We start from the raw sequence: 23,028 nt of genomic DNA on the forward strand, positions 1-23,028 counted from the left end.
TTATTCTACTATTTTATTACAATCTTTTGACTGAATCCTTCAAAGAAAATAATATATGTGCCTTTAGCCGGAACATCTATTTCGGTATAGGTTCCGTTCAACAGGTTTGTCTTAACGATACTTCCATTGAATGAAGTGATATATAAAGGCTTATTTCTCATCTCAGGATGTTTGATACAGAGTTTATAACCCCTTATTGCTATTTCTATCCCAGCAGAATGGATATCTTCATTGCCGACAGAAGTATTGACAATTACAGTTATAGTCTTATTTTCATGTATATCGTAAATAGTATATACAGAATTTATGGGCATCAATAATTCTCCATTGGCTCTAACCTGTAACTGGTCGGTTTTATACCTGCTTTCCAATCGGAACTTAAAGTTATTTCCAGCCAGCACCCTATCCGGATTATAACCCGTCTCAGCTATCATTTTTACATCTTCCTTCGGTTTAACGAACGTTACGCTAAATACTTCAGATAAAGTAATCACAATATTTTTGTCCGAGCGAATGTTTGACAGGGTATATATACCCCAGATATCAGGAGAAAGAAGAACACCGTTAACCCGTACCTGTATCTCCCAACCTTTATGTAAAGCATCTGATACAATGTGGAATTTAAAGTCTTCTCCCGGTTTTACCTTATTCTTATCATAACCGGATTCCGGAATCAGTGTTGCTCCTTCTTCTGCATTCCAAACAATATAGAACAGTTCTTCAATGGTTGGCGGAGTCACTTCAATTTTCACAATCAGATTGGCCTGTACATTTATAATGGTATATACCGATCCGCTGCCGGCTGTTATAAGCGCATTATTGACAAACACTCTTACAATGTGCTGTTCATACCCGGTTTTAGGTTTGATGCTGAATTTGAAATCAGCACCTTCCATTACGGATGATGCGTCATATCCGTCAACAGCTTTAATCTCAAAGCCGGTTTGAGAGGGAAGAGTTACCGTATATCTGATTTTATCCACCAACGTTATCGTTAATAATATATCTGCCTGAATATTGTAAATCGTATAAACCCCATTTACATCAGGAGTTATCACAATAGAACCTTGCTTTACAATCACTTTTTTATCGGAAGGAAAAACGATTGTAAACTTGAAATCACCTCCTTTTACAATAGAGGTTGCATTATATCCGCTTTCCGGTTTGACTGTTACACCGGAGGGAATATTCCAGGTTACTTTATAATTCGTACTTTGTATTTTTACTACTAAAATTTGGTTGTTACTCCAGATAAACTGCCAGTTTTCTGTTACACATACAAACTTATCCAAATAGGACTGAGAAAGAACGAATCCACTTCCTCCTTTAACTACGACAGTTGATGATTCGCCGTCGGTCAATATCTGCAATAGATATTTGGGGACACTGGTCATTGTTATCACACCACTTCCGGAAAGATAGACTCCGATATCTATCTTCACTGTCCCTGACAAGTAAAACAGACCGGAGGAACTTACCTGACCATGAATCGTTCCACTGGTCAAATAGAGTATGCCCCCGCTCGATATGCATCCGGTGATAATCCCCTCGTTTCTCAACGTACTTCCAGCTTCTATATAAATCAAATTCAAGTCTTTGGAGTTACTGCTGATGGTAGCTGTCGAACGGATTACCAGCGTTCCATTGCCGGACACTGTAATGAATTTACCGGAACTGCTCCAGCCGGCAGAGACAGCAATATTATCGAGAATAAGTCCGCCTTTTTTTATGTTTATTTTGGCAGAACTGTTAGATGATATCAGGCTTCCTCCATTGAAGGTTATATATTTGCCATCAATAGTAAGAGGCTTTGTCAATGTCACATTTTTGATGGGGATAATTGTCGGGGTAGATGCTGTTCCCGGGGATGCAGCATCAAGGGCTTTTTGCAGGTCGTCTTCCGTTTCAATTACAGAGGGGGTTCCTCCGCCTATCTTTTCATAAAGAATCTGATTGTTTTTCCACACTAATTGATAATCTTCATCAAGACTCTCAAACATAGAAAGGTATCTTTCTGCTAATACAAATCCGTTTCCGCCGCTGGCTGCTATATTACCTTGGGTTAAGCTAAATTTAAGTTTATATTGGGGAGCGCTTGTCAATATAACTTGACACGTAACTCCACCATAAATTTGCACACTTCCACTCAACCAAACCGGAACCTTACTGAATATGGAAGAGGCGCTTCCACTGTTAAAGGTTAATGAAGCATCCATATTAGAAATAATACCCTTTATTATACCCTGGTTTATTTCTATGATAGATCCGGACTGGGAACTTACATTGATTGCTCCGACTTGACAGAGTTCTCCGTCTATTGATGAATTATTTATTATCAACCGTCCTCCATCTACATAAATGGGTGAACCATTGTATGCTCCTTTATTGGTTATTTTGATTTGATCTAAATTAAGTCCTCCTCCCTTTAAACTGATCCAGGCGTTATTGCTGTTTCCTACAATATTTCCTCCTGTTAAAGTGATATACTTACCGTTCATTGTGATACCTTTCGTAATTTCCACATTTCCAACGGATATGGAGGTGGGAGAACCTATGCTTCCTATTGGAGCTGCATCTATTCTCTTTTGTAGTTCGTCTTCGCTGTTCACTGTAGAAGACTTCCCGGTAAATATAATATTCCCGTCTTGTAGATCAAAAGACCACTTATTTTGATAATCCTTGAATTTAGCGACATCACCAGTTGTCAATGTGTATCCGTTTGCGGCTGTTGCAGCAATGGTTCCATCCCATGCTGCTCGCCAAACAGGAATTATATTTTCCAGAGCAGAAGAAAGCATCAGATGACATTCTCCATATAGTCGGAAATAGGATGTGATCTTGGCTGAACCTCCTATGGTTGCATTACTTTCTGTACAAACAGAACGAATGATACCGCCAGTCATTGTGAATTTTCCACCTGGTGCAACATAGACCTGCCCCATGTCATAATCATAACATCCATCTATTTCTCCTCCTGTCATAACAAAGGAAGAGGTTCCGTCTATCATGACACCTCCTGCTTTTACTTTGCTTGTTATATCATTGTTTGTTATTACAGTTCCTGCCTTAACTGTTAATACCGAGTTTCCTAAAGAAACGAGAGGACCTGTTGTATTCTTGTTTTTTTCATTACCGTCTATAAGAAAAGACTCTAATGTTAATTGACTATTGGACACATAAACAAACGTTCCGGGAGAATAAAAGTTATTTCTTAAAAGTGTACCATTCTTTAAGGTAATATTCCTGCCTCCGGTAATTTCTAACCTATCGGCCTGCTGATAGGTTCTCCCACCCAAATCGAGGACTTTTGTTCCGTTAGCCGGAACATCATTGATCAATTGTTGTAATTCGCTTACTGTACTTTGAGCTTTTACAGGCATCGATATTAAAACACCTCCCAAAAACATCAGCCAAATCAGAAAGGAGGTTCGTTTAGATTGGCTTGTATTAATCTTTTTCATGTGTAAATAGGTAAATATTAGAGTTTAAGCACTTTATATTATTTAACATATTTTAGGCGCATAGCCTAACCAACGTTGGTTAGATGTCCTAACTGCCTCCAGTTAGATAGTGTCTCTGCCATTGGTTAGTCGGTCTAACCAACGTTGGTCGGATAGTATTACTCGATTTCAGGACGGTCTCCGCCTCCACCACTCGGTTTGTTACCTACGTAAAGTAGTACAGGGAAGGTATAAGTGCGCGGTTCTTTTACAAGTTTATTACCCGCAGCCGATTGGGTAACGATACTCAACGTGTATTCGCCATCTTCGAGGGTTGGCATCATGACGGTTAGTTCAGAAGGATTGTTATGAATTAGCAACGGACATTTCTGTGCAGTACCGCCTGTTTTTGTAAAGAAAATACCTATGCCGGCATCATCGCCTGCCACTTTGATATTAGAGCCACTGATAACGGCAGGGGCGGCAGAAGTGAGTTGAGTATTCATTTCGCCGGTGGTAGAATCAACAATCGAATTGATGATTGGGCCGGTGACAGCAGTACGGGTTTCAACCACTACGTTTTTCAATGTGTCACGCAGTAATTTACCGGGTACATAACTGGCAGTGAGTTTGTTTTTAGCAGGGTCGAAAGCAGCTTTTTCGCCTTCGAAAGGACCGGTGAGGGTTGCCATGTACTGGCCTACACCGTCAACAACGCTTTTACCTTCGGCAATAGCGGTTACCTTTTCCTGATCGCCCATGCCCAAGATATACTCGATTGTATCCAATCGCAATTCAGAACCTCTTGCCAGTATGCGTTCGGCAATCTGATGGTTTCGTACTGTTCCTGTAATACGGGGCTTCGCTGTGTAATCGCCTTTTCGCTCCGTGACGGCGTTGTCGTAAAGATCGGCAGTCAAAATGATTTTTTCAGCCATAATAATAAATAATTAAGCCTGTTGGTTGGACAAGGCGTTACCTGTGTGATCCGTAACCTTATTTGTGAAATAAGGTATCAGTTTATCTTATGATTATCATAACAGAGAGTAACTTCCTCCCCTCTCGAGAGGGGGTAGGGGGTGTGTAAATTGCTGTACTAAAGCACGAACTACATAGATTGACGCGGATATTTTACTGTTTTATCTGTGATTTTCTATCTGGATAGTCTTTATTTAGAGTATTAACACACCCCCTGCCCCCTCTCAAGAGGGGAAAAGATACCCTCCGCCCCGCTATGTCCATATCTCATGAAAAACGTATGAATGTCACCTTTTTACGTAAAAAATCCCCCACCCACTTAATTATAAGCAGAGAAGTTTGTCCTTGTTTAAATAAAATCCTATATTTGCCCCGTCCCCACACTAGTATAAACTTTGTTTTTCACAGCTTGTATCAAACGGGACAAAATACCTTATTTCACAAATAAGGTTACACCCTCACTCCTACCAGGACATCCAATCCTTTTGTAATAATCTCATTTGCAGAATTGAGTCTCGACTGATCGAGTGCAGCCAGATAGTGACGTGTCGTCCGCTCCGATGTATGTCCGAGTGCCTGGCTAATGATGGCTACCGGCGTGTCGTTGTACAAAGCTGCCGTCGCCCAGGTATGCCGAAAGACGTACGAGGTGAGGCAGACCGGGACGGAAAGGCGCGATCCAATCTCCACCAGACAACCGTTGTAATGGTGCAGAGCCTGTTTATAGGCCTCATGTAACCGTTCGCCTTCCGCCTTTTCAGGCAAAACAGGAAAAAGATAGCGGCTGTCGGACAATGCATATTTATCGAATAGCCGTTGCATGCCGGGAGTAATACCGACACGCACCAGGACCCCTGTCTTGCAACGGTTGTAAACCAGTTCATTATAGACGATATTGTCGCGGGTAAGATGCGCCAAATCGATGAATGGCATCCCACAGGCAAGGAAGGAGAAAAGAGCGAAGTCCTTCGCTGCCTGTAATTCCGGTTCGGCAGAGAGGTCCATCCGGGCAATCTCTTCCATTGTCTGAATACGGAGGGCGCGTTTAGCCGTTTCCTCCTGCCGCAGGTTGAGGTGTGCAAAAGGCGAGAGACGGTCGGCCGGCGCCAGTTCCTCACGGACAGCGGTGTGATAGATGGCCCGGAAACTGCTGAGGTAACTGTTTACCGAATTTGTTTTCAAGTGTCCCAGCGCCAGAAGCCAGTCATAAAACCGGTCTATCATACCAGGGGTTATCGCGTCAAACGAAAGTTCGTCGGTACCCCAAAACCGCAGCAACCAGTTGGAGGAAGCACGGTAAAGATCGGCGGTCGAATATTTGCCCGCCTTGCGTTTACGTTTCACCAACGCATCGGCGTAGGTGAAGAAGGTTGTTGTCATAAGCATAAAATATAATGTTGTAACTATAGAAAATGTGAGTCAAACCGTATTGTATATCAATTGAAAATAATATCTTTGCCTTCATATTAACAATCAAAACAGATTAATTATGAAAGACAAAGATGAAATCATCGTTTATCAACCTCAATCCACTTTACGGTTAGAAGTCAGACTGCAAGACGAAACAGTTTGGTTGACACAAGCTCAAATTGCTGAGTTATTCGGAACAAAACGTCCTGCTATTACCAAGCATCTGAATAATATTTATATCTCAGGAGAATTAAGTGAAACAGACACATGTTCCATTTTGGAACATATGGGTAACGACGGAAAACAGTCCTATCAAACAAAGTATTATAACTTGGATGCAATCTTATCTGTAGGTTACAGAGTCAACTCCAAGAATGCAACCTCATTTCGCCAATGGGCAACCCAGGTGCTCCGGAATTATTTACTGAAGGGATATTCCATTAACCAAAGAATGGATCGCATGGAACATGCTTTGGTTGAACAAAGTCAAAAACTTACCGAACATGACCAAAAGATCGACTTCTTCATTAAAACATCGTTGCCTCCGGTTGAGGGGGTCTTTTATGACGGACAATTGTTCGATGCTTACACATTCGCCGCTGATTTGATCCGTACAGCAACGAAATCTCTTATCCTGATCGATAACTATATAGATGACAAGGTTCTTACTCTCTTTACCAAACGACTCCCCGGAGTAAAAGTAACCATTTATACAGCACAGATTTCTAAACAATTATCGCTGGATTTACAATGTCATAACTCGCAATATGAACCGATCGATATCCGTTTGTTTCGGCAATCACACGACCGTTTTCTTATTATCGATGAGAAAGAACTATACCATATTGGTGCCTCATTGAAAGATTTAGGCAAAAAATGGTTCGCTTTCTCCCGATTACAATTAGATATAAAAGAGCTACTGAATCATTTATAGTATCAACCAAACAAGCCTCCCGCCCTCTGAACGAGAGGCGAAGAGGCTTGCCAATTAAAAGAATAAACTGTTTGTTATTCAGTTATTGTTACCCGGTCGCCATTGAAAATGGACAGACCCAGTTTATTCATTATATATTTGATGGCCAATTGTGCTTTTACAGAATTACCCGCGCTGTCAATTGGAGGGGCAAAGGCTGAGATACCGAACAGGCCGGGCATCACACCCATCACACCACCGCCTACACCTGTTTTTGCAGGGATACCGGAGGTGTACAACCAGTCGCCGGTATGTTCGTAGAAACCTACGGTGGCAATCAGCGAAGTAATCTTCGGTGACAATGAACCGTCGAATATTTGCTTTTTGGATACCGGGTTCAGGCCGTCGTTGGCAATCGTTGCTCCGCAGACAGACAATTGGGCAGCTGTGATTCCCAGCGAACACTGACGGGTATACAGGTCGAGCGACATATCCGGGTCATCGTAGATACGGTTGTAGTTCTTCAGTAACCAGGCAATGGAGCGGTTGTTGAAGTTGGTAGCCGATTCCGATTTGTACAATTCGTCGATCAGCTGAGGCGCACTGCCGCAAAGGTCGGTAATATTGGCAACGATGGCGTCCCATTTCTTTGCCGAGTCGCCTATCGGCTGAACCATACTACAGGCAGTGATTGCACCGGCATTGACCAACGGAGTAGACGGATGGTCTTTCTCCAGCAGGATAGCCATGATGGAGTTGAAAGGCAGTCCGGTTGCATCGGCACCAATCATTTCCAACAATTTCTGTGCACCGTACTGGCGCAATGCCAACACGGCGGTATGTACCTTTGAGACGGATTCTATGCCGAAACGATATTCGGAATCGCCTAACTGGATGAGTGTACCGTCCATCAGGCAGATACTGATACCGAACAAGTTCTTATCTATATTTGCCAGATAAGGAATGTAATCGGCATTCTTACCGCCTGTGTTCGTCTTGAACATTTCATAGGCTTCCTGGGCCACTTCTTTTATTTGTGAAACGGAAATCTTTTTATCCATACCCAAACAAATTATTTAGTTGATTTAGGACAGCCGGTATGAGTGAAGACAGAGCCTTTTACAGCCTGTTGTCTGTCCTGTGCGATACGGGTCGGGGTCGGATATTCCAGTTTTTCCAGGTCGGTGATCGCATTGCTGATGTCGCCCAGTAACTGGTCTGCCATGTCGCGGCTGAAGCCCTGACGGACAACGATACGCATAACGACCCAGTTTTCGAGGTTTTCAGGCAATGTATAAGCCGGAACCATCCATCCGCTCTGTTTCAGTTTATCCTGCAAATCGTACAGTGTCCATTTAGCTGATTTAGCATAATCCGGTTTCAGATACCAGATGAACAATGGGTTCACAACATCTTTGCTGTAGTTCTGGAACGGAGCCATCTTGCCGATTTCAGCATGCAGGTAGTCGGCTACAGCCATACTGTTCTGCTGTACTTCCTTGTAACCCTGGAATCCGAGACGGATGAACTGATAGTATTGTCCCAGAATCTGAGCGGCAGGACGAGAGAAGTTCAAACCGACCTGAGTGATGTTTGCACCTAAATAATTTACACTGAAAGACATGGAGCCCGGCAGGTATTTTTTATCTTTCCAGACAACCCAACCCAGACCCGGATATACCAGACCGAATTTATGGCCGGAAGTACTGATGGAAAGTACCCATTTCAGGCGGAAGTCCCATTTCAGTTCCGGTTTCAGGAACGGCAGGATGAAACCACCGGAAGCGGCATCCACATGGATAGGAATATCGTAGCCTGTCTTTGCATTGTATGCGTCGAGTGCAGCGTCCAAGGCTTCCACATCGTCGTTCAGACCTGTCCAGGTAACACCCTGGATGGGGACGATACAGATGGTGTTTTCATCACAATACTTCAGGGCTTCCTGCGGGTCGAGTGTGATATGTTCTTGTGTCAATGGCACCTGGCGCATTTCGATCTGCCACAGCTGGGCGAATTTTTCCCATACTACCTGGAATCCGGCAGAGATAACGAAGTTAGGTTTGTCGGTCGGTTTGCCCTGTGCTATTCTTCTTTCGCGCCAACGCAACCAGGCGGCAACACCACCCAACATACATGCTTCGGAAGAACCGATAGCCAAGGCTCCGGCTTTCCACTGTGCCTGTTCGGGGCTGTTCCACAGGTTAGCCATGATGTTGATACATTTAGCATTCATCACAGCAATACGCGGATACTCAGTTTCGTCGATATAGTTGATGTTAATTGCTTCGTTCATCAACTTTGTTGCATAATCATCCATCCAGGTGGTAACGAATGTAGCCAGGTTCAGACGGGGCTGTGTCTGGGCGAAAGTTTCGTCTTTTACCATCTGATAAGCAATCTCCGGAGTGGTCGGACCATCAGGGATTACATCTACTGGAGCGGGATGCAACATTGCATTCGAGCCAAAAATCGCGGTTTTGGCATCACCTTCTCTAAAACTTGAATCTTTCATGTCTTTTTGTTTTTAAATTATTAAGAATTGGCGCAACCGACATTCGTGCGTCGATTTGTAGTGCAAAAACAGCCTCTGAAAAGAATTGTTCTTCGATTTTGGTTAATGAGGGAATATTTGGGGTTTATTAAAACAATGTTATTTAAAATGAGAGAAAACAGTAATAAGTTCGTTAATGGCACGCAGATGACAATTCTGTTAAAATGAACATTCAGCCATAAGAATTGTTTTTTGTCTTATAAAACAGCTATTTAATTATGAGAATAAAAACCGGACAGGGGACGATACCCCTTATTACATTAATAGGTATATGGTCGATTTCGGCGCTGAATGCACTACCGGGATTGGCGGTCTCTCCTATCCTGGGAAAATTGTCCGCCATATTCCCCCACTCGACGGAGCTGGATATACAAATGTTATCATCTCTGCCTTCGCTGCTGATTATACCTTTTATTATATTATCGGGGAAGCTGACGGAAAAGGTCAACAACATCTGGTTGTTACAAATCGGGTTGAGCATCTTCGCCGTCAGCGGAGTATTGTATCTGCTGTCAACCAAGATGTGGCAGCTGATTGCAGTAAGCGCCCTGCTGGGCATCGGTTCGGGACTGATTGTTCCGCTATCGACCGGCTTAATTTCACGGTTTTTCGTCGGGGCATACCGGACAAAGCAGTTCGGTCTGAGTTCCGCCATCACCAACGTTACACTGGTCCTGGCAACCATCCTGACCGGTTATTTGGCGGAGGTGAACTGGCATCTGCCGTTCCTGGTTTATCTATTTCCGTTGATCTCGATCGTGCTGTCGTTCTATCTGAAAAAGAATATCGATCCCCTACCCGTTCATGCAACAGTTTCGGAGAAAAACAAAACTATTACTGCTGATCCCACATTCGGAAAACTGGGCATACAGGTTAAACACCTGATACAGATCATGGGGTTCTACGGACTGGCGACTTATTTGGTCATCATAGTCAGCTTCAACCTGCCCTTCCTGATGAAAGAATACCATTTCACCAGCGGTAATTCAGGTATCATGATCTCGCTGTTTTTCCTGGCTATCATGGCTCCGGGATTTATCTTGAACCAGATCGTCGACCTCCTGGGCAAAAAGACGAAATTCTATTGTTTGCTCTCGATCGCTCTGGGTATGCTACTGATCCTGATTTCAAGAACGGAATGGCTGATCGGCTTAGGCTGTATCTTTACCGGATTTGCCTATGGCGTTATCCAGCCAATCGCTTACGACAAGACGACCCGCACGGCTATTCCATCGAAAGTAACACTGGCACTGGCTTTTGTGATGGCAATGAATTACCTGGCCATCCTGTTATGCCCGTTTATCATCAATGTATTCAAAGATATGCTCCACATAGAAACACAACAGTTCGCTTTCATATTCAATATGATCATTGCACTGGCTGCTGCTGTTTGGGCTTATATCAAACAGGATTCGTTCCTGTTTAACGATAAGTTTTAGATGATGTAACGGCTTCAACATTTCCGGAAATGGCATTTACATGGTGAAAGTTGACTTCCGGAAAAGCAGAAACGACTTTTCAACGTTTAAAGTCGGTTTCCTAGGCCTAAGAAAGCCACTTTCACTATTGAAAAGTTATTTCCGAGGCCTCGGGAAGCCACTTTCACCATTCAAATGCCATTTCCTAGGCCTAAGAAGCCTTTACATCCGATTTTTAATCATTAAAACGCCAATAATATGAAGAATAAAAAGACAGAAGCCAACCTAAGTATGATCGTATCCAAAACCTTCAGCGGTTTGAATGCGAATGCCCTCAAATATCTCCTACCCTTATGGATTGCTCCGCTGACAGGAGTTATGTTTCGTTGTGTATTCGCCGCCATTGTATTCTGGATCATCAGTATATTCTGGAAACAAGAGAAAACAACCCGGCGGGAGAAGATAACCCTGTTCCTGCTGGGAGCGATCGGATTATATGGTTTCATGTTCTTTTATTTGCTTGGAGTCAGCAAAACAACACCGGTCTCCAGTTCGCTGTTCAGCAGCCTGCAACCGATTTGGGTATTCATCCTTTCCGTCATTTTCCTACGGGAACGTATTACGGCGATGAAGATAATCGGTATCGCGATCGGCTTGAGCGGCGCACTGCTTTGCATCCTGACGCAGAAAAGCGACGATTTGGCTTCCGATGCTTTTACGGGTAATATGCTCTGTTTGATCAGTTCTATAGCCTATGCTGCTTATCTGATCGTAAGCAATGTAGTATTGGGAAAAGTCAGTTCGCTCAATATGTTACGCTATAGTTTTCTCGGAGCAGCTGTTTCCTCTCTGATCGTGATGGCTTTTACCGGTTTCGACGGCCATCTGTTCAGTCATTTCGAATGGACGCCTTTCCTTGTCCTGATGTTTGTCCTTATCTTTCCCACCACAATCAGTTATCTACTCATTCCGATAGGCCTGAAATATCTGAGTACTACGCTGGTTGCCCTCTACGGCTACATTATATTGATTGTTGCCACCATCGTCTCCCTTTCCATCGGGCAGGACCGTTTCAGCTGGTATCAGATGATCGCCATCGCACTGATCTGTTCGAGCGTCTATTTCGTTGAAATAGCGGAAAGCAAAGATAAAAGATAATTTTTTCCCTTTCTTTGTAACAACTTATTCTTTGTTCCCGTCTATCTTATGAAGCCTCTCCGAAGTGCGCACGAGGAAAGGCGGAAACAAACAGAATTAGTAATCATTTAATACAATAGAAAGATGAAACGATACTTTGTTATCCTGGCGCTGATCTTGATCTGCCAGGCAGGAAACAGCCAGACAATGAACCAATTGTTCAACGAGTTCTCCAAAATAGAACAGATCAACCATGTCAAAATAGGCAATATCACTATGAAACTTGCCAGTCTGTTCACTGAAACAATGGGCGTAAACGGCATCGAAGTCCTCGAGTTCGGCAGTTGTAACAGCGATGTAAAACAACGTTTCGAAAAAGCGATCAAGGAACTGAAAGACCCCGACTTCGAGACAATGGTCACCTCCAACGAAAAAGGTAGTCGCACAAAGGTCATGGTACGTATCGAAAAAGACATGATCCGCGAAATGGTAGTCCTCACCACCGGCAACAGCAATGCCCTGGTACGCATCAAAGGTAAGATCAAACCATCCGACATAGAAAAAGTGATGAAAGATCATGGGAATGGATGCTGAGAACTTCAAACGAAAGTTCCTCTCCTTCCACCCCAAGCTTTTCCGGATCGCCTACGCACTTGTTGAGAATAAAGCCGATGCAGAAGATATCCTTCAGGATGCTTACTTCAAATTATGGAACAAACGGGACGAACTGCCCGACATAGAGAATCCCGAAGCCTTCTGTGTGACCCTGGTCAAGAACCTCTCTCTCGATTTCCTTCGTTCCCCACGTGCCAACCGGCGGGAAGAAGAAATAGAAAGTGTATTTACGCTGGCAACCGATTCTTCACCGGAAAAGGAACTGGAAACGAAAGACAAGGAATAACAAATCCGGCAGCTGATCAACCGTTTACCCGAAAACCAGCGGCAGGTACTCCGTCTCCGGGGAATCGACGATTGCTCGATGGATGAAATAGAACAGATAACCGGCCTGAATGCCGTAAATGTACGTGTGCTACTTTCCCGGGCACGAAAAGTAATCAGGGAACAATTTGAAAAATTATACGAATATGAACGATAAACAGATAGATGAATTAATCAACAAGGTCCTCCGGGAGGATCAAACGTTACCGGAAGGACTTTCCGAACGGTTGGAGCAGCAGATAGATGCCTGGGCCGCCGCCGAAAAGAAGGAAACGATCCGTTCATCTTTCCGCCGCCGTTCTCTCTACTGGCTCAGCGGAGCCGCTGCCGTAGCACTGTTATGCATAGGCATCTTCCAGTTTACTACCCCCAATGAGGAACATCAACTGGCAGATACGTATACCAATCCGCAAGAAGCCGCCATGGCCGCCCAGAAAGCACTCGCTTTCATGTCTGTAAACCTGAATAAGGGAATCGAACAAGTGAATGAAGCCCAACAGGAAATGAATAAAGTAAACAAAATACTGAATAAACATTTAAAAGATTAACAAGATGAAAACTAAAAATATATTGCTCATTCTCTTTCTGTGCTGCACAAGCATTTGCTTTGCCCAGAACAAACTTTTCGACAAATATTCCGAAATAGATAACGTCACCTCCGTCTATATCTCAAAAGCCATGTTCCAGATGATGCCCAAGATCGAAACAAACGGCCTCAACCTGATGAACCTGAAAGGGAAAATAGAAGGTCTGCAAGTCCTCACCACCGAGAACAACAGCATAAAGGAAAAAATGCGTGATGATTTCAAAAAGCTGATCAGTAAAGACCACCAGGAACTGATGCGGGTGAAAGACGGCAAGACACGCGCCACCTTCTATGTCAAACAGAAAGGAGACCTGATAAGCGAAATGATCATGTTGGCCGATACGGACAATAGCTTCAACGTAATCCAGTTATTGGGTAACTTCACCCTCCAGGACATTCAAGAGATCACAAAAGAAATGAATAAGTAAAAATGAAGCGATTATAGACCATAGTAAATGCTCTAAAATGTTATATTTGCGGAATATAAGGGATTTACCTTGATTATCTATCAAATAACAAACGAGCAGAGTAACGTATGAAAAGTGGAACAGAGAGGTTGAATGTACTGATTATCCTGATTGCAATGTGTTTTTCATCCGCCATTGCATTAGCTGATGAAGGAGCACATAAAAACGCATCGGGGGATATAACGGATTCCGTATCCTATTCACGTCGTTTAATCCATCGGTTAGGTTTCGACGTGCGGCCGACTTATATTTTTCCTACCAATTCTTTCCTGAAAGGAGAGAATACGGAAATGGAACCCATCCGGCGGTCTGTCTCCGCACATTTAAAATACTCGTTCCAATACTATCCGAACAGTTATACTGACCGGATTTACAGAGGCTCCTACCAAGGTATCGGATTATCGGGATACTCGTTCCAGAATAAGGAAGAACTGGGAAATCCGATAGCTGTCTACGTTTTCCAGGGAGCCCGCATCAAACGATTCAATCCACGTTTGTCACTCAATTACGAATGGAACTTCGGCGCATCTTTCGGCTGGAAACCTTTCGATGAAGTTGAAAACCGGTATAATAAGGTGATAGGTTCGAAAATCAATGCTTATATCAATACGAATTTCTATCTGGACTATATCCTTTCAAAAGAAATAGACCTGACAGCCGGAGTCGATTTGACGCATTTCTCGAACGGTAACACAAGGTTCCCGAATGCCGGACTGAACACGATCGGATTAAAAATCGGATTAGTATATAACATCAACAGGAAGGATGAATGTCTTTCCCGTCCTTTATTCCAGCCTCCTGTCCCCCGCTTTCCCCGTCATATCAGTTATGATGTGGTCTTATTCGGTTCCTGGCGGCGGAAAGGTGTTTATGTAGGAGAAGGACAAATTGCTGCCCCCGGTGCTTTTGCTGTAGCGGGATTCAATATAAACCCGATGTACAACTTCGGATATAACTTCCGCGCCGGAGTATCATTGGATGGCGTTTATGATGAGAGCGCCAATATTTATGCCGACGAATATTCTTCGTCCGACCGCTTCTACAGGCCGCCTCTCAGTTACCAGATGGCGTTGGGACTTTCTGCCCGGGCAGAATATGTCATGCCTTATTTCACGGTCGGAATAGGATTGGGAGGAAATGTCATACATCGTGGCGGTGACCTGAAAGGTTTATACCAGGTACTGGCCCTCAAAGTTGAAGTTACCCGCAGTTCATTTATCCACGTAGGATATAACCTGCAAAATTTCCATACTCCCAATTATTTAATGCTGGGTATCGGATACCGGTTCCATAATAAATATCCGACATTCCACAGGTAAACCTACTTTCCTGTAATGATCTTCCGTATCTCGCTTAGCTTGTTCAGGGCATCGATAGGTGTCAGGTTGTTTACGTCGAGATTCTTGATCTCATCGCGAACCTGGCTTAATACGGGGTCGTCCAATTGGAAGAAACTCAATTGGAAGCCTTCGGCAGCGGCGGCAATCTCCTTGACTGGTTTCGCTTTTACCTTACCTTTAGCTTTCTCCTTGCAATCGATTCCCTCCTGGCGGTTATCCGTTTCCAGTTGTTTCAGGATTTCGTTGGAACGTTTCACGATACTTTTCGGCATACCGGCCATCTTGGCTACATGGATACCGAAACTATGTTCGCTACCTCCGGGAACCAGTTTACGCAGGAATATTACCTTATTTGAAACCTCTTTCACCGAAACATTGTAGTTTTTGATGCGTTTGAAAGAACGTTCCATCTCATTCAATTCATGATAATGAGTGGCAAAAAGCGTCTTTGCACGGGCATTCGGATGCTCATGGATATATTCAACGATCGCCCAAGCAATCGAGATACCATCGTAAGTACTTGTTCCGCGGCCCAACTCATCGAAAAGAACCAGGCTGCGCGAAGACATGTTGTTCAGGATATTCGATGCTTCGTTCATCTCTACCATAAAAGTAGACTCACCGACAGAGATATTATCGGAAGCTCCTACACGGGTAAATATCTTGTCTACCATACCGATACGGGCAGACTCAGCCGGCACAAAACAACCTATCTGCGCCATCAGGGTAATTAATGCCGTCTGACGTAACAACGCTGATTTACCCGCCATATTCGGACCGGTAATAATAATAATCTGCTGCTTCTCACTATCCAGATACACATCATTGGCAATATAAGCCTCCCCCAACGGCAACTGTTTTTCGATCACCGGATGACGACCAGACTTGATGTCGATTACATCCGAATCATCCACATTCGGACGGATATAGCGGTTACATTCCGCCACTTTAGCAAACGACAACAGACAATCCAGACGACCTATCAGATTAGCATTCACCTGAATAGGTGGTATAAATTCAGCCAGACAGGTAACCAATTCGGTAAACAGGCGGTTTTCGAGGGCGAGAATCTTTTCTTCCGCTCCTAATATCTTTTCTTCGTATTCTTTCAGTTCTTCCGTGATATAACGCTCAGCGTTTACCAACGTCTGTTTGCGTATCCATTCGGCGGGAACTTTGTCTTTATGCGCATTACGCACTTCGATATAATAACCGAATACATTATTGAAAGCAATCTTCAAACTCGGAATACCCGTTTTCTCACTTTCCCGCTGCTGCACCTGCAACAAATAATCCTTACCGGAATAGGCAATGGCACGCAATTCGTCCAGTTCTGCATTGATACCTTTGGCTATCACACCTCCTTTATTCAGCAAAGCGGGCGGGTCATTATTGATTTCTTTCTCAATACGGTCACGTATTTCGGTACAGGCATTCAACTGCTCACCGACACGGGAAAGGCTCGGTTCGCCGCTGGCCATACAGGCTTCCTTTATAGGTTCGATTGCCCGGAGAGCAACTTTCAGTTGCACCACTTCCCGGGGAGAAACACGGCCTACCGCTACCTTTGAAATAATACGTTCCAGATCACCGATCTGTTCGATTTGTTCATCCAGTATCTCCTTCACCTCCGGATGACGGAAGAAATAATCTACGACATTCTGCCGTTCCTGAATAGGTTTCACATCTTTCAACGGGAAAAGTACCCAACGCCGCAACATACGTGAACCCATCGGAGAAACCGTCTTGTCGATTACGTCCAGCAAGCTGGTTCCTTCGTCATTCATCGTACCGACCAGTTCCAGACTGCGCACGGTAAACTTATCCAGGCGCACATAACGGTCTTCTTCAATACGTGACAATGCTGTAATATGCGAAATATGTGTATGTTGTGTCTGATCCAGATAATAAAGGATTGCTCCCGATGCGACGACGCCCAGTTTCAGATGTTCTACTCCGAAACCTTTGAGATTCTTTGTTTCGAAATGTTTCAACAGACGGTCGTTGGCGGCATCGGCCGAGAATACCCAGTCTTCCATTTCAAAGGTAAAGAAACGGGGACCGAAGGCTTCTTCGAAACGTTTCTTATTATTACGCTCGATCAGAACTTCCTTCGGAGAGAAGTTATTGAGTAGTTTGTCGATATAGTCGATTGTTCCCTCAGCAGTCAGAAATTCACCGGTGGAAATATCCAGCAGGGAAATTCCACAAACATCCTTACCGAAATGAATGGCGGCAAGGAAATTATTCTCTTTATGATTCAGGATATTATCGTTGATAGAGACACCCGGTGTAACCAACTCCGTCACTCCGCGTTTCACCAGCTTCTTAGTCATCTTCGGGTCTTCCAGCTGGTCGCAGATAGCAACACGTTTACCGGCACGGACCAGCTTGGGAAGATAAGTATCGAGGGCATGATGCGGAAATCCGGCCATTTCAATAAACTGGCCCGGCCCGTTGGCTTTTTTTGTTTGTACGATTCCCAGTATCTCGGCACCAATCACGGCGTCTTCGCCATACATTTCGTAAAAGTCTCCTACACGGAACAGAAGTACAGCATCCGGATGTTTCGCCTTTATATCGAAATACTGCTTCATCAATGGGGTTTCAACGATCTTTGCCACGGGATATATCTTTTATCATTTTATTTACAACCGCACAAAGGTACAAATTTTTATGAGAGAAAAATAACCTCCTCTTGCATCAGCTTCTTTATTAATTAGAAAACTTTCCTACACTTTTTAAATAAAAAATATAACTTTGCCAGCATGTCTGACAAGAAACATCTTAGAATCATGAAACATCCATGAAATAAATTTCGTCCAAGAGCATGTAAATAGGGGGGTATTGTTTACTTTAGTGTCATTCACTCGAAAAAACGAATGCAATGAAAACAGTACCTTTTGAACAAGTCATCCTCCGGGGTTGTGGAATAGATGTCCACAAGGACATGGTAGTTGCTACGATAAGTGGCGAAGGTCTCAAAACTGAAACCCGCAGTTACAAGACCTTCAGTAGTTCTTTGACAGAATTAAAAGAATGGTTATTATCCAGTGGCATTACGCATGTAGCCATGGAAAGTACCGGTGTTTACTGGAAGCCGGTCTATAAGATTCTTGAATGTCCTGATATGAAAGTCTGGATCGTGAACGCACGGCACATCAAGTATGTTCCCGGGCACAAAACGGATAAAAAGGATAGTGCCTGGATTTGCAAACTGCTTTTAGCAGGTTTGTTGAAACCGAGTTATATCCCGGAGCGTGAACAACGTGAGCTTCGTGATTTAACCCGTTACCGTAACAAGTTGATCCAGCATGTATCTTCTGAGAAAAACCGTATTGTTCGTATCCTGGAAGATTGTAACATCAAACTTTCCAGCGTGGTGTGCAGCCTGGACGGAGTCGTGGCGAACAAGCTGATAGATATGTTGATCGATAAGGGTCATGTAACAATGGATGACATAACTTGCATCTATCATAAAAAACTTGAAGCCAGTCCGGAACTTCTTTATCAGGCTTGTGAAGGCTTTATAGAACCGCATCACATCTATATGTTGCAGACCATCCGTAAAGATATGGAACAGACGAAAGCCATCATAGCTGACCTTACCTGCCGTATAAAAGAGGTTTTATCTCCTTATGAGAATGTGATGGAACTCTTGCAGAAGATCCCCGGACTTAGCCGGAAAACGGTTGAAGACCTGATAGCAGAGATAGGTGTGGATATGGAAGCCTTTCCAACCGAAAAGCACCTGGCTTCGTGGGCCGGTGTCTGTCCTGGCAATAACGAGAGCGCAGGTAAAAAAAAAGTGGTAGAACCACCCATGGCAACAAACAGTTGAAAGCCGTAATCACGGAGGCTGCGTGGGCAGCCACCCGTACCAAGAACACCTTTTACAGTGCACGTTATCACCGTTTAGCCGCCCGTCGAGGGAAAAAGAGGGCTTTAGTAGCAGTAGGACACTCGATCCTGAAATCGGTATGGCATGTACTGAAAGAGGCTTGTGAGTATAAGGAACTCGGTGCGGAATATCTCAACCAAAGGATGGAGCAGAAACGGAAAAATTACTTGAAGAAAGAGCTGGAAGCACTTGGCTATAAAGTTAAAATCAGCCGTGATGATGGTCCAATCCCAGAAGTAGGTTAAAAACATAGAGAAGGTCGATTTTTACTGGCTTGTTGTCGTAAGAAACAGCAAGAGGTCGCTCATGAAACTGATCTCAACTGCTAAGCGGTCAAGACTGCGAGTCCTTTAACGCGTGTATGAAATTTTTTTTCTTAGCTGTTGTAAAATTATAAAATGCCCAAAGATAATAGCCAACCGCATTTGTATCTATACAAGTGCTCTCTTTTGTTTTGTCTGAACTCTAAAAAAATCAATTTATTAATGGTTTAAACGGCTCTCTTGAGATAGGGAGCGCAATTTATTTACATATGAAAAAAACTTTATTACTCGCTTCCGGCTTTATGCTGGCTGTTCCTTTTGTACAAGCACAAAAGAACAAAGACAAAAAACCGAACATCGTATTTATTTTAGCAGATGACCTGGGATACGGTGACCTGAGCTGCTACGGACAGGAAAAGTTTGAAACTCCGAACATCGACCAACTGGCGCAAAACGGTATGCGTTTCACCCAGTGCTATTCGGGAACGACTGTCAGTGCCCCTTCCCGCTCCTGCCTGTTGACCGGTACACACAGCGGACATACTCCTGTTCGGGGAAACAAAGAACTCGACCCGGAAGGACAATTCCCGTTGCCGGAAGGTACCCGCACCATCTTCCATGTAATGCAGGATGCAGGATATAAGACTTCTGCCTTCGGTAAATGGGGATTGGGTTATATCGGTACTTCGGGCGATCCTAAAAACCAGGGTTGTGAAACATTCTACGGATATAACTGCCAGTTGCTGGCACATAGTTACTATCCCGACCACCTGTGGGATAACGACCAACGAGTGGAACTAAAAGATAATGTATTGGAAGTTCAATACGGAAAAGGTACTTATTCGCAGGATCTTATCCATTCAAAAGCACTCGATTATCTGGATAACCTCAAGGAAGACGAACCTTTCTTTATGTGGTATCCGACTATCCTGCCACATGCCGAACTGATCGTACCGGAAGACAGTATTATTAAGAAATTCCGTGGCATGTATCCCGAAAAGGCTTACAAAGGAACAGAACCGGGCAGTCCGGCTTTCCGCAAAGGCGGTTATTGCACACAGCTTCATCCGCACGCTACATTTGCTGCTATGATATATCGTCTGGACGTATATGTGGGACAGATTGTTCAGAAGCTGAAAGATAAAGGTTTATACGATAATACAATCATTATTTTCGCCAGCGACAACGGTCCGCACATGGAAGGTGGCGCTGATCCTGATTTCTTCAACAGCAACGGTATGTACCGTGGCTACAAACGTGACTTATATGAAGGCGGTATCCGCGTGCCGATGATTATCTCATGGCCGGGACATATCCAACCGGGAACAGAAACAAACTTTATGTGTTCTTTCTGGGATGTATTGCCTACATTCGAAGAAATCATCAGCCCGAAAGCTAAACAGAAAGAGATGGATGGCGTAAGCATGTTACCGTTGCTTCAAAACCGTAAAGGACAGAAAGAACATGAATTCCTGTATTTCGAATTTCAGGAAATGAACGGTCGTCAGGCTGTCCGTCAAGGTCCGTGGAAACTGGTTCACATGAACATCCGTGGCGATAAGCCTTATTATGAGCTTTATAACTTAGCAGCCGATCCTTCGGAAAGACATAACATCCTGGATAAATATCCTGAAAAAGTAGCCGAACTGAAAGAAATCATGGTTCGTGAACACATCGAAGACCCGAACTGGCCGTTGCTGAAGAAGTAAAACCATTGAAAATAGGGGATGTCCGACTTTTGGACATCCCTTCTACTTCTATTATATATTTACTTTTTTACCAACTTATGGCTGCTTCTTCCTTCCACAGTCTGTACTTCCATCACATAAATACCTGCCGGATATCCGCTATAAGAAAGCGTAACGGTTGAGTTATTGCTTCCCGGCTGCTTTTTTAACAGGCGGCCGTTCATATCATACAAAGCAACTTCCAGAATAGCTACAGGAGAAGTTACATAAGCTGTACCATCCACGTAGGAGACAGAGACATTCATATCCGAAGAGATTTCTTCCGTCGAAGTCGGGTCGGCAGCCACCAGAATCTCGCCGGTCGTATTACCACCGCCTCTTACCCATTTCCATTCGCTGCCGTCACTGCTCTTATAAAGCAAACGGATACGGTCACCCGGAGCGATTGCTTTGGTAATCGTACAAGGTATCTCCTGCCCCACTCCGCGTTCTATCTCGATAGTGACAGGTTCTTCGCTGGAAATAAATTCTTTGGTATTTCCATTCTTATCCACAAGGGCTGCAACAAGGTTACCGGTGAAATTACGGATACTCATATTTCCTACATAACCGTATTGAAGACCGAAAAGCTGGTTCTGTTCGAAATCGTCAGTCGTAGCAGACAGACCATTGAATACAGTACCCTCATTTTCACCATAGAAAAACACCAGTACGTCCTGATAGGTCGAACCTTCCACCGGCTTCATCATGCTGATAATGGCATTCTGGTCGAGGGAGAAACCACCACCGCTATTGCCACCTGTTCCCTGTTCTTCGGGTTCGAGAACCGATAGCAGGTAATAACCGTTCGCCAGTCCGCTCCAACCCCAGTTCACATGATAATAATCGGATGTATTGTATCCGTCGATAATAAACTGATGGCCTTCGTTCTGATCATTTTCACCACCATAGATGACAGGGCGATTATCATCCAATTCACCTTTGATGATAGACTCCCACTCAGCCGTCTGATAGTTTTCACGTTGCAATACATGAAGAGACTTATCGTATTTCATATAATTGACAAGGCCCTGGGCTGCTGTAATTGTCAGCGCACCACTGTTTCCGGGCGCGTAATTCATTTCCGACATAACACCGACATCATACATCAGAGTGGCTACATTCTGCGCCTGCTGGGTAGTGTACTGCCCGGCAGTATAAGTAGAAGGCATATTATCCCATTGGTAAGGCGTATTGAAAGTAGCGGAAAGAGATAAGCCATACGTCTGTGAAGTATAGGAATGACTGCCCTGCCCTACATCCGGCCATTTATGGTATTGCATGGCAATAGCAGTGGAAGTCGCCACGCAACCGGTCGGAGTACGCTGGCTGTTTACCATCGGGCAAAGATTATTATAAGGCGTCATCTGGTCCCACAACACAGTCTTCAGTAATACACCATCCGAACTCAGTTGCATAGTGCCCTGCCGCAACTGATTCCAGACGGCAGTTATCTCTTTACCGGCTACCGTTTTATTTCCGCGCATCCAGTTAATCTGACGCTGATAACTGTCAAACCATGAACGCAGGTTAACCGGCATGGAATCTTTCCGGAACGGTTCCTGCATACCATATCCCAGAATAGGATAAACAACGTCATCACCGGCAACGACCACAAAACCGGTATCATCGCCCTGATTAAACACATAAAAAGTAGCATCCTGCGAACTGGCATCCGATTTGGTAGCGACTCCGCCATCCGACCAGACTAACGTCAGTTTCGTAAGCGAGGATTTGGTCTGCGGACGATTGCTTTTCAGAAAACTGAGCGCAACGCTCCGGGCCTGTTCCACATCGACAGGGGCGGCGCTTATCGACATTGTCAACAAGGCAACCAGGAAAACAATAGTACATCTTCTCATTACTTGTAATTTTTATAGTTTAAATTTAGCTTGCTTGTCAGAGGTCGGGTTAAAGGCATTAATGGCGTTTCAAATTTATTGTCATTCAATAACAAA

General features: G+C 44.0%; 17 protein-coding genes and 1 pseudogene. 11 read left to right on the plus strand and 7 right to left on the minus strand.

Features of this window, described 5'->3' with window-relative positions; all coding sequences use genetic code 11:
• Positions 1-8 precede the first annotated feature (8 nt).
• From K6V26_RS22580 to K6V26_RS22590, 3 genes are all read right to left on the minus strand, one after another.
• Entirely contained in the window at positions 9-3,461 is a 3,453-nt protein-coding gene (locus K6V26_RS22580; RefSeq protein WP_224263932.1) for a hypothetical protein, read from the minus strand.
• 158 nt (positions 3,462-3,619) lie between these two features.
• Positions 3,620-4,378: a DUF4469 domain-containing protein gene (locus K6V26_RS22585; protein ID WP_224263933.1), complete on the minus strand. Its 759-nt coding sequence runs from the start codon at positions 4,376-4,378 to the stop codon at positions 3,620-3,622.
• Between the two features lie 490 nt (positions 4,379-4,868).
• Entirely contained in the window at positions 4,869-5,798 is a 930-nt protein-coding gene (locus tag K6V26_RS22590; RefSeq protein WP_224263934.1) for a tyrosine-type recombinase/integrase, read from the minus strand.
• 109 nt (positions 5,799-5,907) lie between these two features.
• On the opposite strand from K6V26_RS22590, the gene K6V26_RS22595 reads away from it, so the two are divergent.
• Entirely contained in the window at positions 5,908-6,762 is an 855-nt protein-coding gene (locus K6V26_RS22595) for a virulence RhuM family protein (protein ID WP_224263935.1), read from the plus strand.
• 74 nt (positions 6,763-6,836) lie between these two features.
• Here the strand turns inward: K6V26_RS22595 and glsA are convergent, their stop codons facing one another.
• Both glsA and K6V26_RS22605 read right to left on the minus strand, forming a co-directional pair.
• Positions 6,837-7,802 carry a glutaminase A gene (gene glsA, locus K6V26_RS22600; protein WP_009860470.1) on the minus strand — a complete coding sequence of 322 codons (966 nt, stop codon included), beginning with the start codon at positions 7,800-7,802 and terminating at the stop codon, positions 6,837-6,839.
• Positions 7,803-7,813: 11 nt separating this feature from the next.
• On the minus strand, positions 7,814-9,253 hold the full coding sequence (locus tag K6V26_RS22605) for a glutamate decarboxylase (RefSeq protein ID WP_046145854.1): 1,440 nt from the start codon (positions 9,251-9,253) through the stop codon (positions 7,814-7,816).
• Between the two features lie 257 nt (positions 9,254-9,510).
• Here K6V26_RS22605 and K6V26_RS22610 point away from each other — a divergent pair, with 257 nt between their 5' ends.
• From K6V26_RS22610 to K6V26_RS22640, 7 genes and pseudogenes are all read left to right on the plus strand, one after another.
• A complete protein-coding gene (locus K6V26_RS22610) occupies positions 9,511-10,731 on the plus strand; it encodes an MFS transporter (protein WP_224263936.1) in 1,221 nt (406 codons plus the stop codon).
• 237 nt (positions 10,732-10,968) lie between these two features.
• Positions 10,969-11,868, plus strand: coding sequence for a DMT family transporter (locus tag K6V26_RS22615; RefSeq protein WP_224263937.1), 900 nt, complete (start codon positions 10,969-10,971; stop codon positions 11,866-11,868).
• A gap of 123 nt (positions 11,869-11,991) precedes the next feature.
• Positions 11,992-12,441 (plus strand): DUF4252 domain-containing protein, encoded by a 450-nt coding sequence (locus tag K6V26_RS22620; RefSeq protein ID WP_048314890.1) that lies wholly within the window; start codon positions 11,992-11,994, stop codon positions 12,439-12,441.
• Positions 12,431-12,943 (plus strand): annotated as a pseudogene (locus tag K6V26_RS22625) (RNA polymerase sigma factor). The gene K6V26_RS22620 and the pseudogene K6V26_RS22625 overlap by 11 nt, the downstream one beginning before the upstream one ends.
• Entirely contained in the window at positions 12,933-13,334 is a 402-nt protein-coding gene (locus K6V26_RS22630; protein WP_009860464.1) for a FecR family protein, read from the plus strand. Before K6V26_RS22625 ends, K6V26_RS22630 begins: the two are co-directional and overlap by 11 nt.
• A gap of 4 nt (positions 13,335-13,338) precedes the next feature.
• Positions 13,339-13,800, plus strand: a complete 462-nt coding sequence (locus K6V26_RS22635; RefSeq protein ID WP_224263938.1) for a DUF4252 domain-containing protein — start codon at positions 13,339-13,341, stop codon at positions 13,798-13,800.
• A 107-nt stretch (positions 13,801-13,907) separates the two neighbouring features.
• Entirely contained in the window at positions 13,908-15,158 is a 1,251-nt protein-coding gene (locus K6V26_RS22640) for an acyloxyacyl hydrolase (RefSeq protein ID WP_224263939.1), read from the plus strand.
• 2 nt (positions 15,159-15,160) lie between these two features.
• Here the strand turns inward: K6V26_RS22640 and mutS are convergent, their stop codons facing one another.
• Positions 15,161-17,776, minus strand: coding sequence for a DNA mismatch repair protein MutS (mutS, locus tag K6V26_RS22645; protein WP_394373158.1), 2,616 nt, complete (start codon positions 17,774-17,776; stop codon positions 15,161-15,163).
• 290 nt (positions 17,777-18,066) lie between these two features.
• Between mutS and K6V26_RS22650 the strand changes: the two genes are divergently transcribed.
• From K6V26_RS22650 to K6V26_RS22660, 3 genes are all read left to right on the plus strand, one after another.
• Positions 18,067-19,020: an IS110 family RNA-guided transposase gene (locus tag K6V26_RS22650; RefSeq protein ID WP_010800681.1), complete on the plus strand. Its 954-nt coding sequence runs from the start codon at positions 18,067-18,069 to the stop codon at positions 19,018-19,020.
• On the plus strand, positions 19,017-19,325 hold the full coding sequence (locus K6V26_RS22655; RefSeq protein WP_007657317.1) for a hypothetical protein: 309 nt from the start codon (positions 19,017-19,019) through the stop codon (positions 19,323-19,325). Before K6V26_RS22650 ends, K6V26_RS22655 begins: the two co-directional genes overlap by 4 nt.
• A 320-nt stretch (positions 19,326-19,645) precedes the next feature.
• On the plus strand, positions 19,646-21,052 hold the full coding sequence (locus tag K6V26_RS22660; RefSeq protein ID WP_449590794.1) for an arylsulfatase: 1,407 nt from the start codon (positions 19,646-19,648) through the stop codon (positions 21,050-21,052).
• Positions 21,053-21,111: 59 nt separating this feature from the next.
• On the opposite strand, the gene K6V26_RS22665 is transcribed toward K6V26_RS22660, so the two are convergent.
• On the minus strand, positions 21,112-22,932 hold the full coding sequence (locus tag K6V26_RS22665) for a thiol protease/hemagglutinin PrtT (protein ID WP_224263941.1): 1,821 nt from the start codon (positions 22,930-22,932) through the stop codon (positions 21,112-21,114).
• Positions 22,933-23,028 lie beyond the last annotated feature (96 nt).

Source organism: Parabacteroides goldsteinii (assembly GCF_020091425.1).
GTDB classification, from domain to species: domain Bacteria; phylum Bacteroidota; class Bacteroidia; order Bacteroidales; family Tannerellaceae; genus Parabacteroides; species Parabacteroides goldsteinii.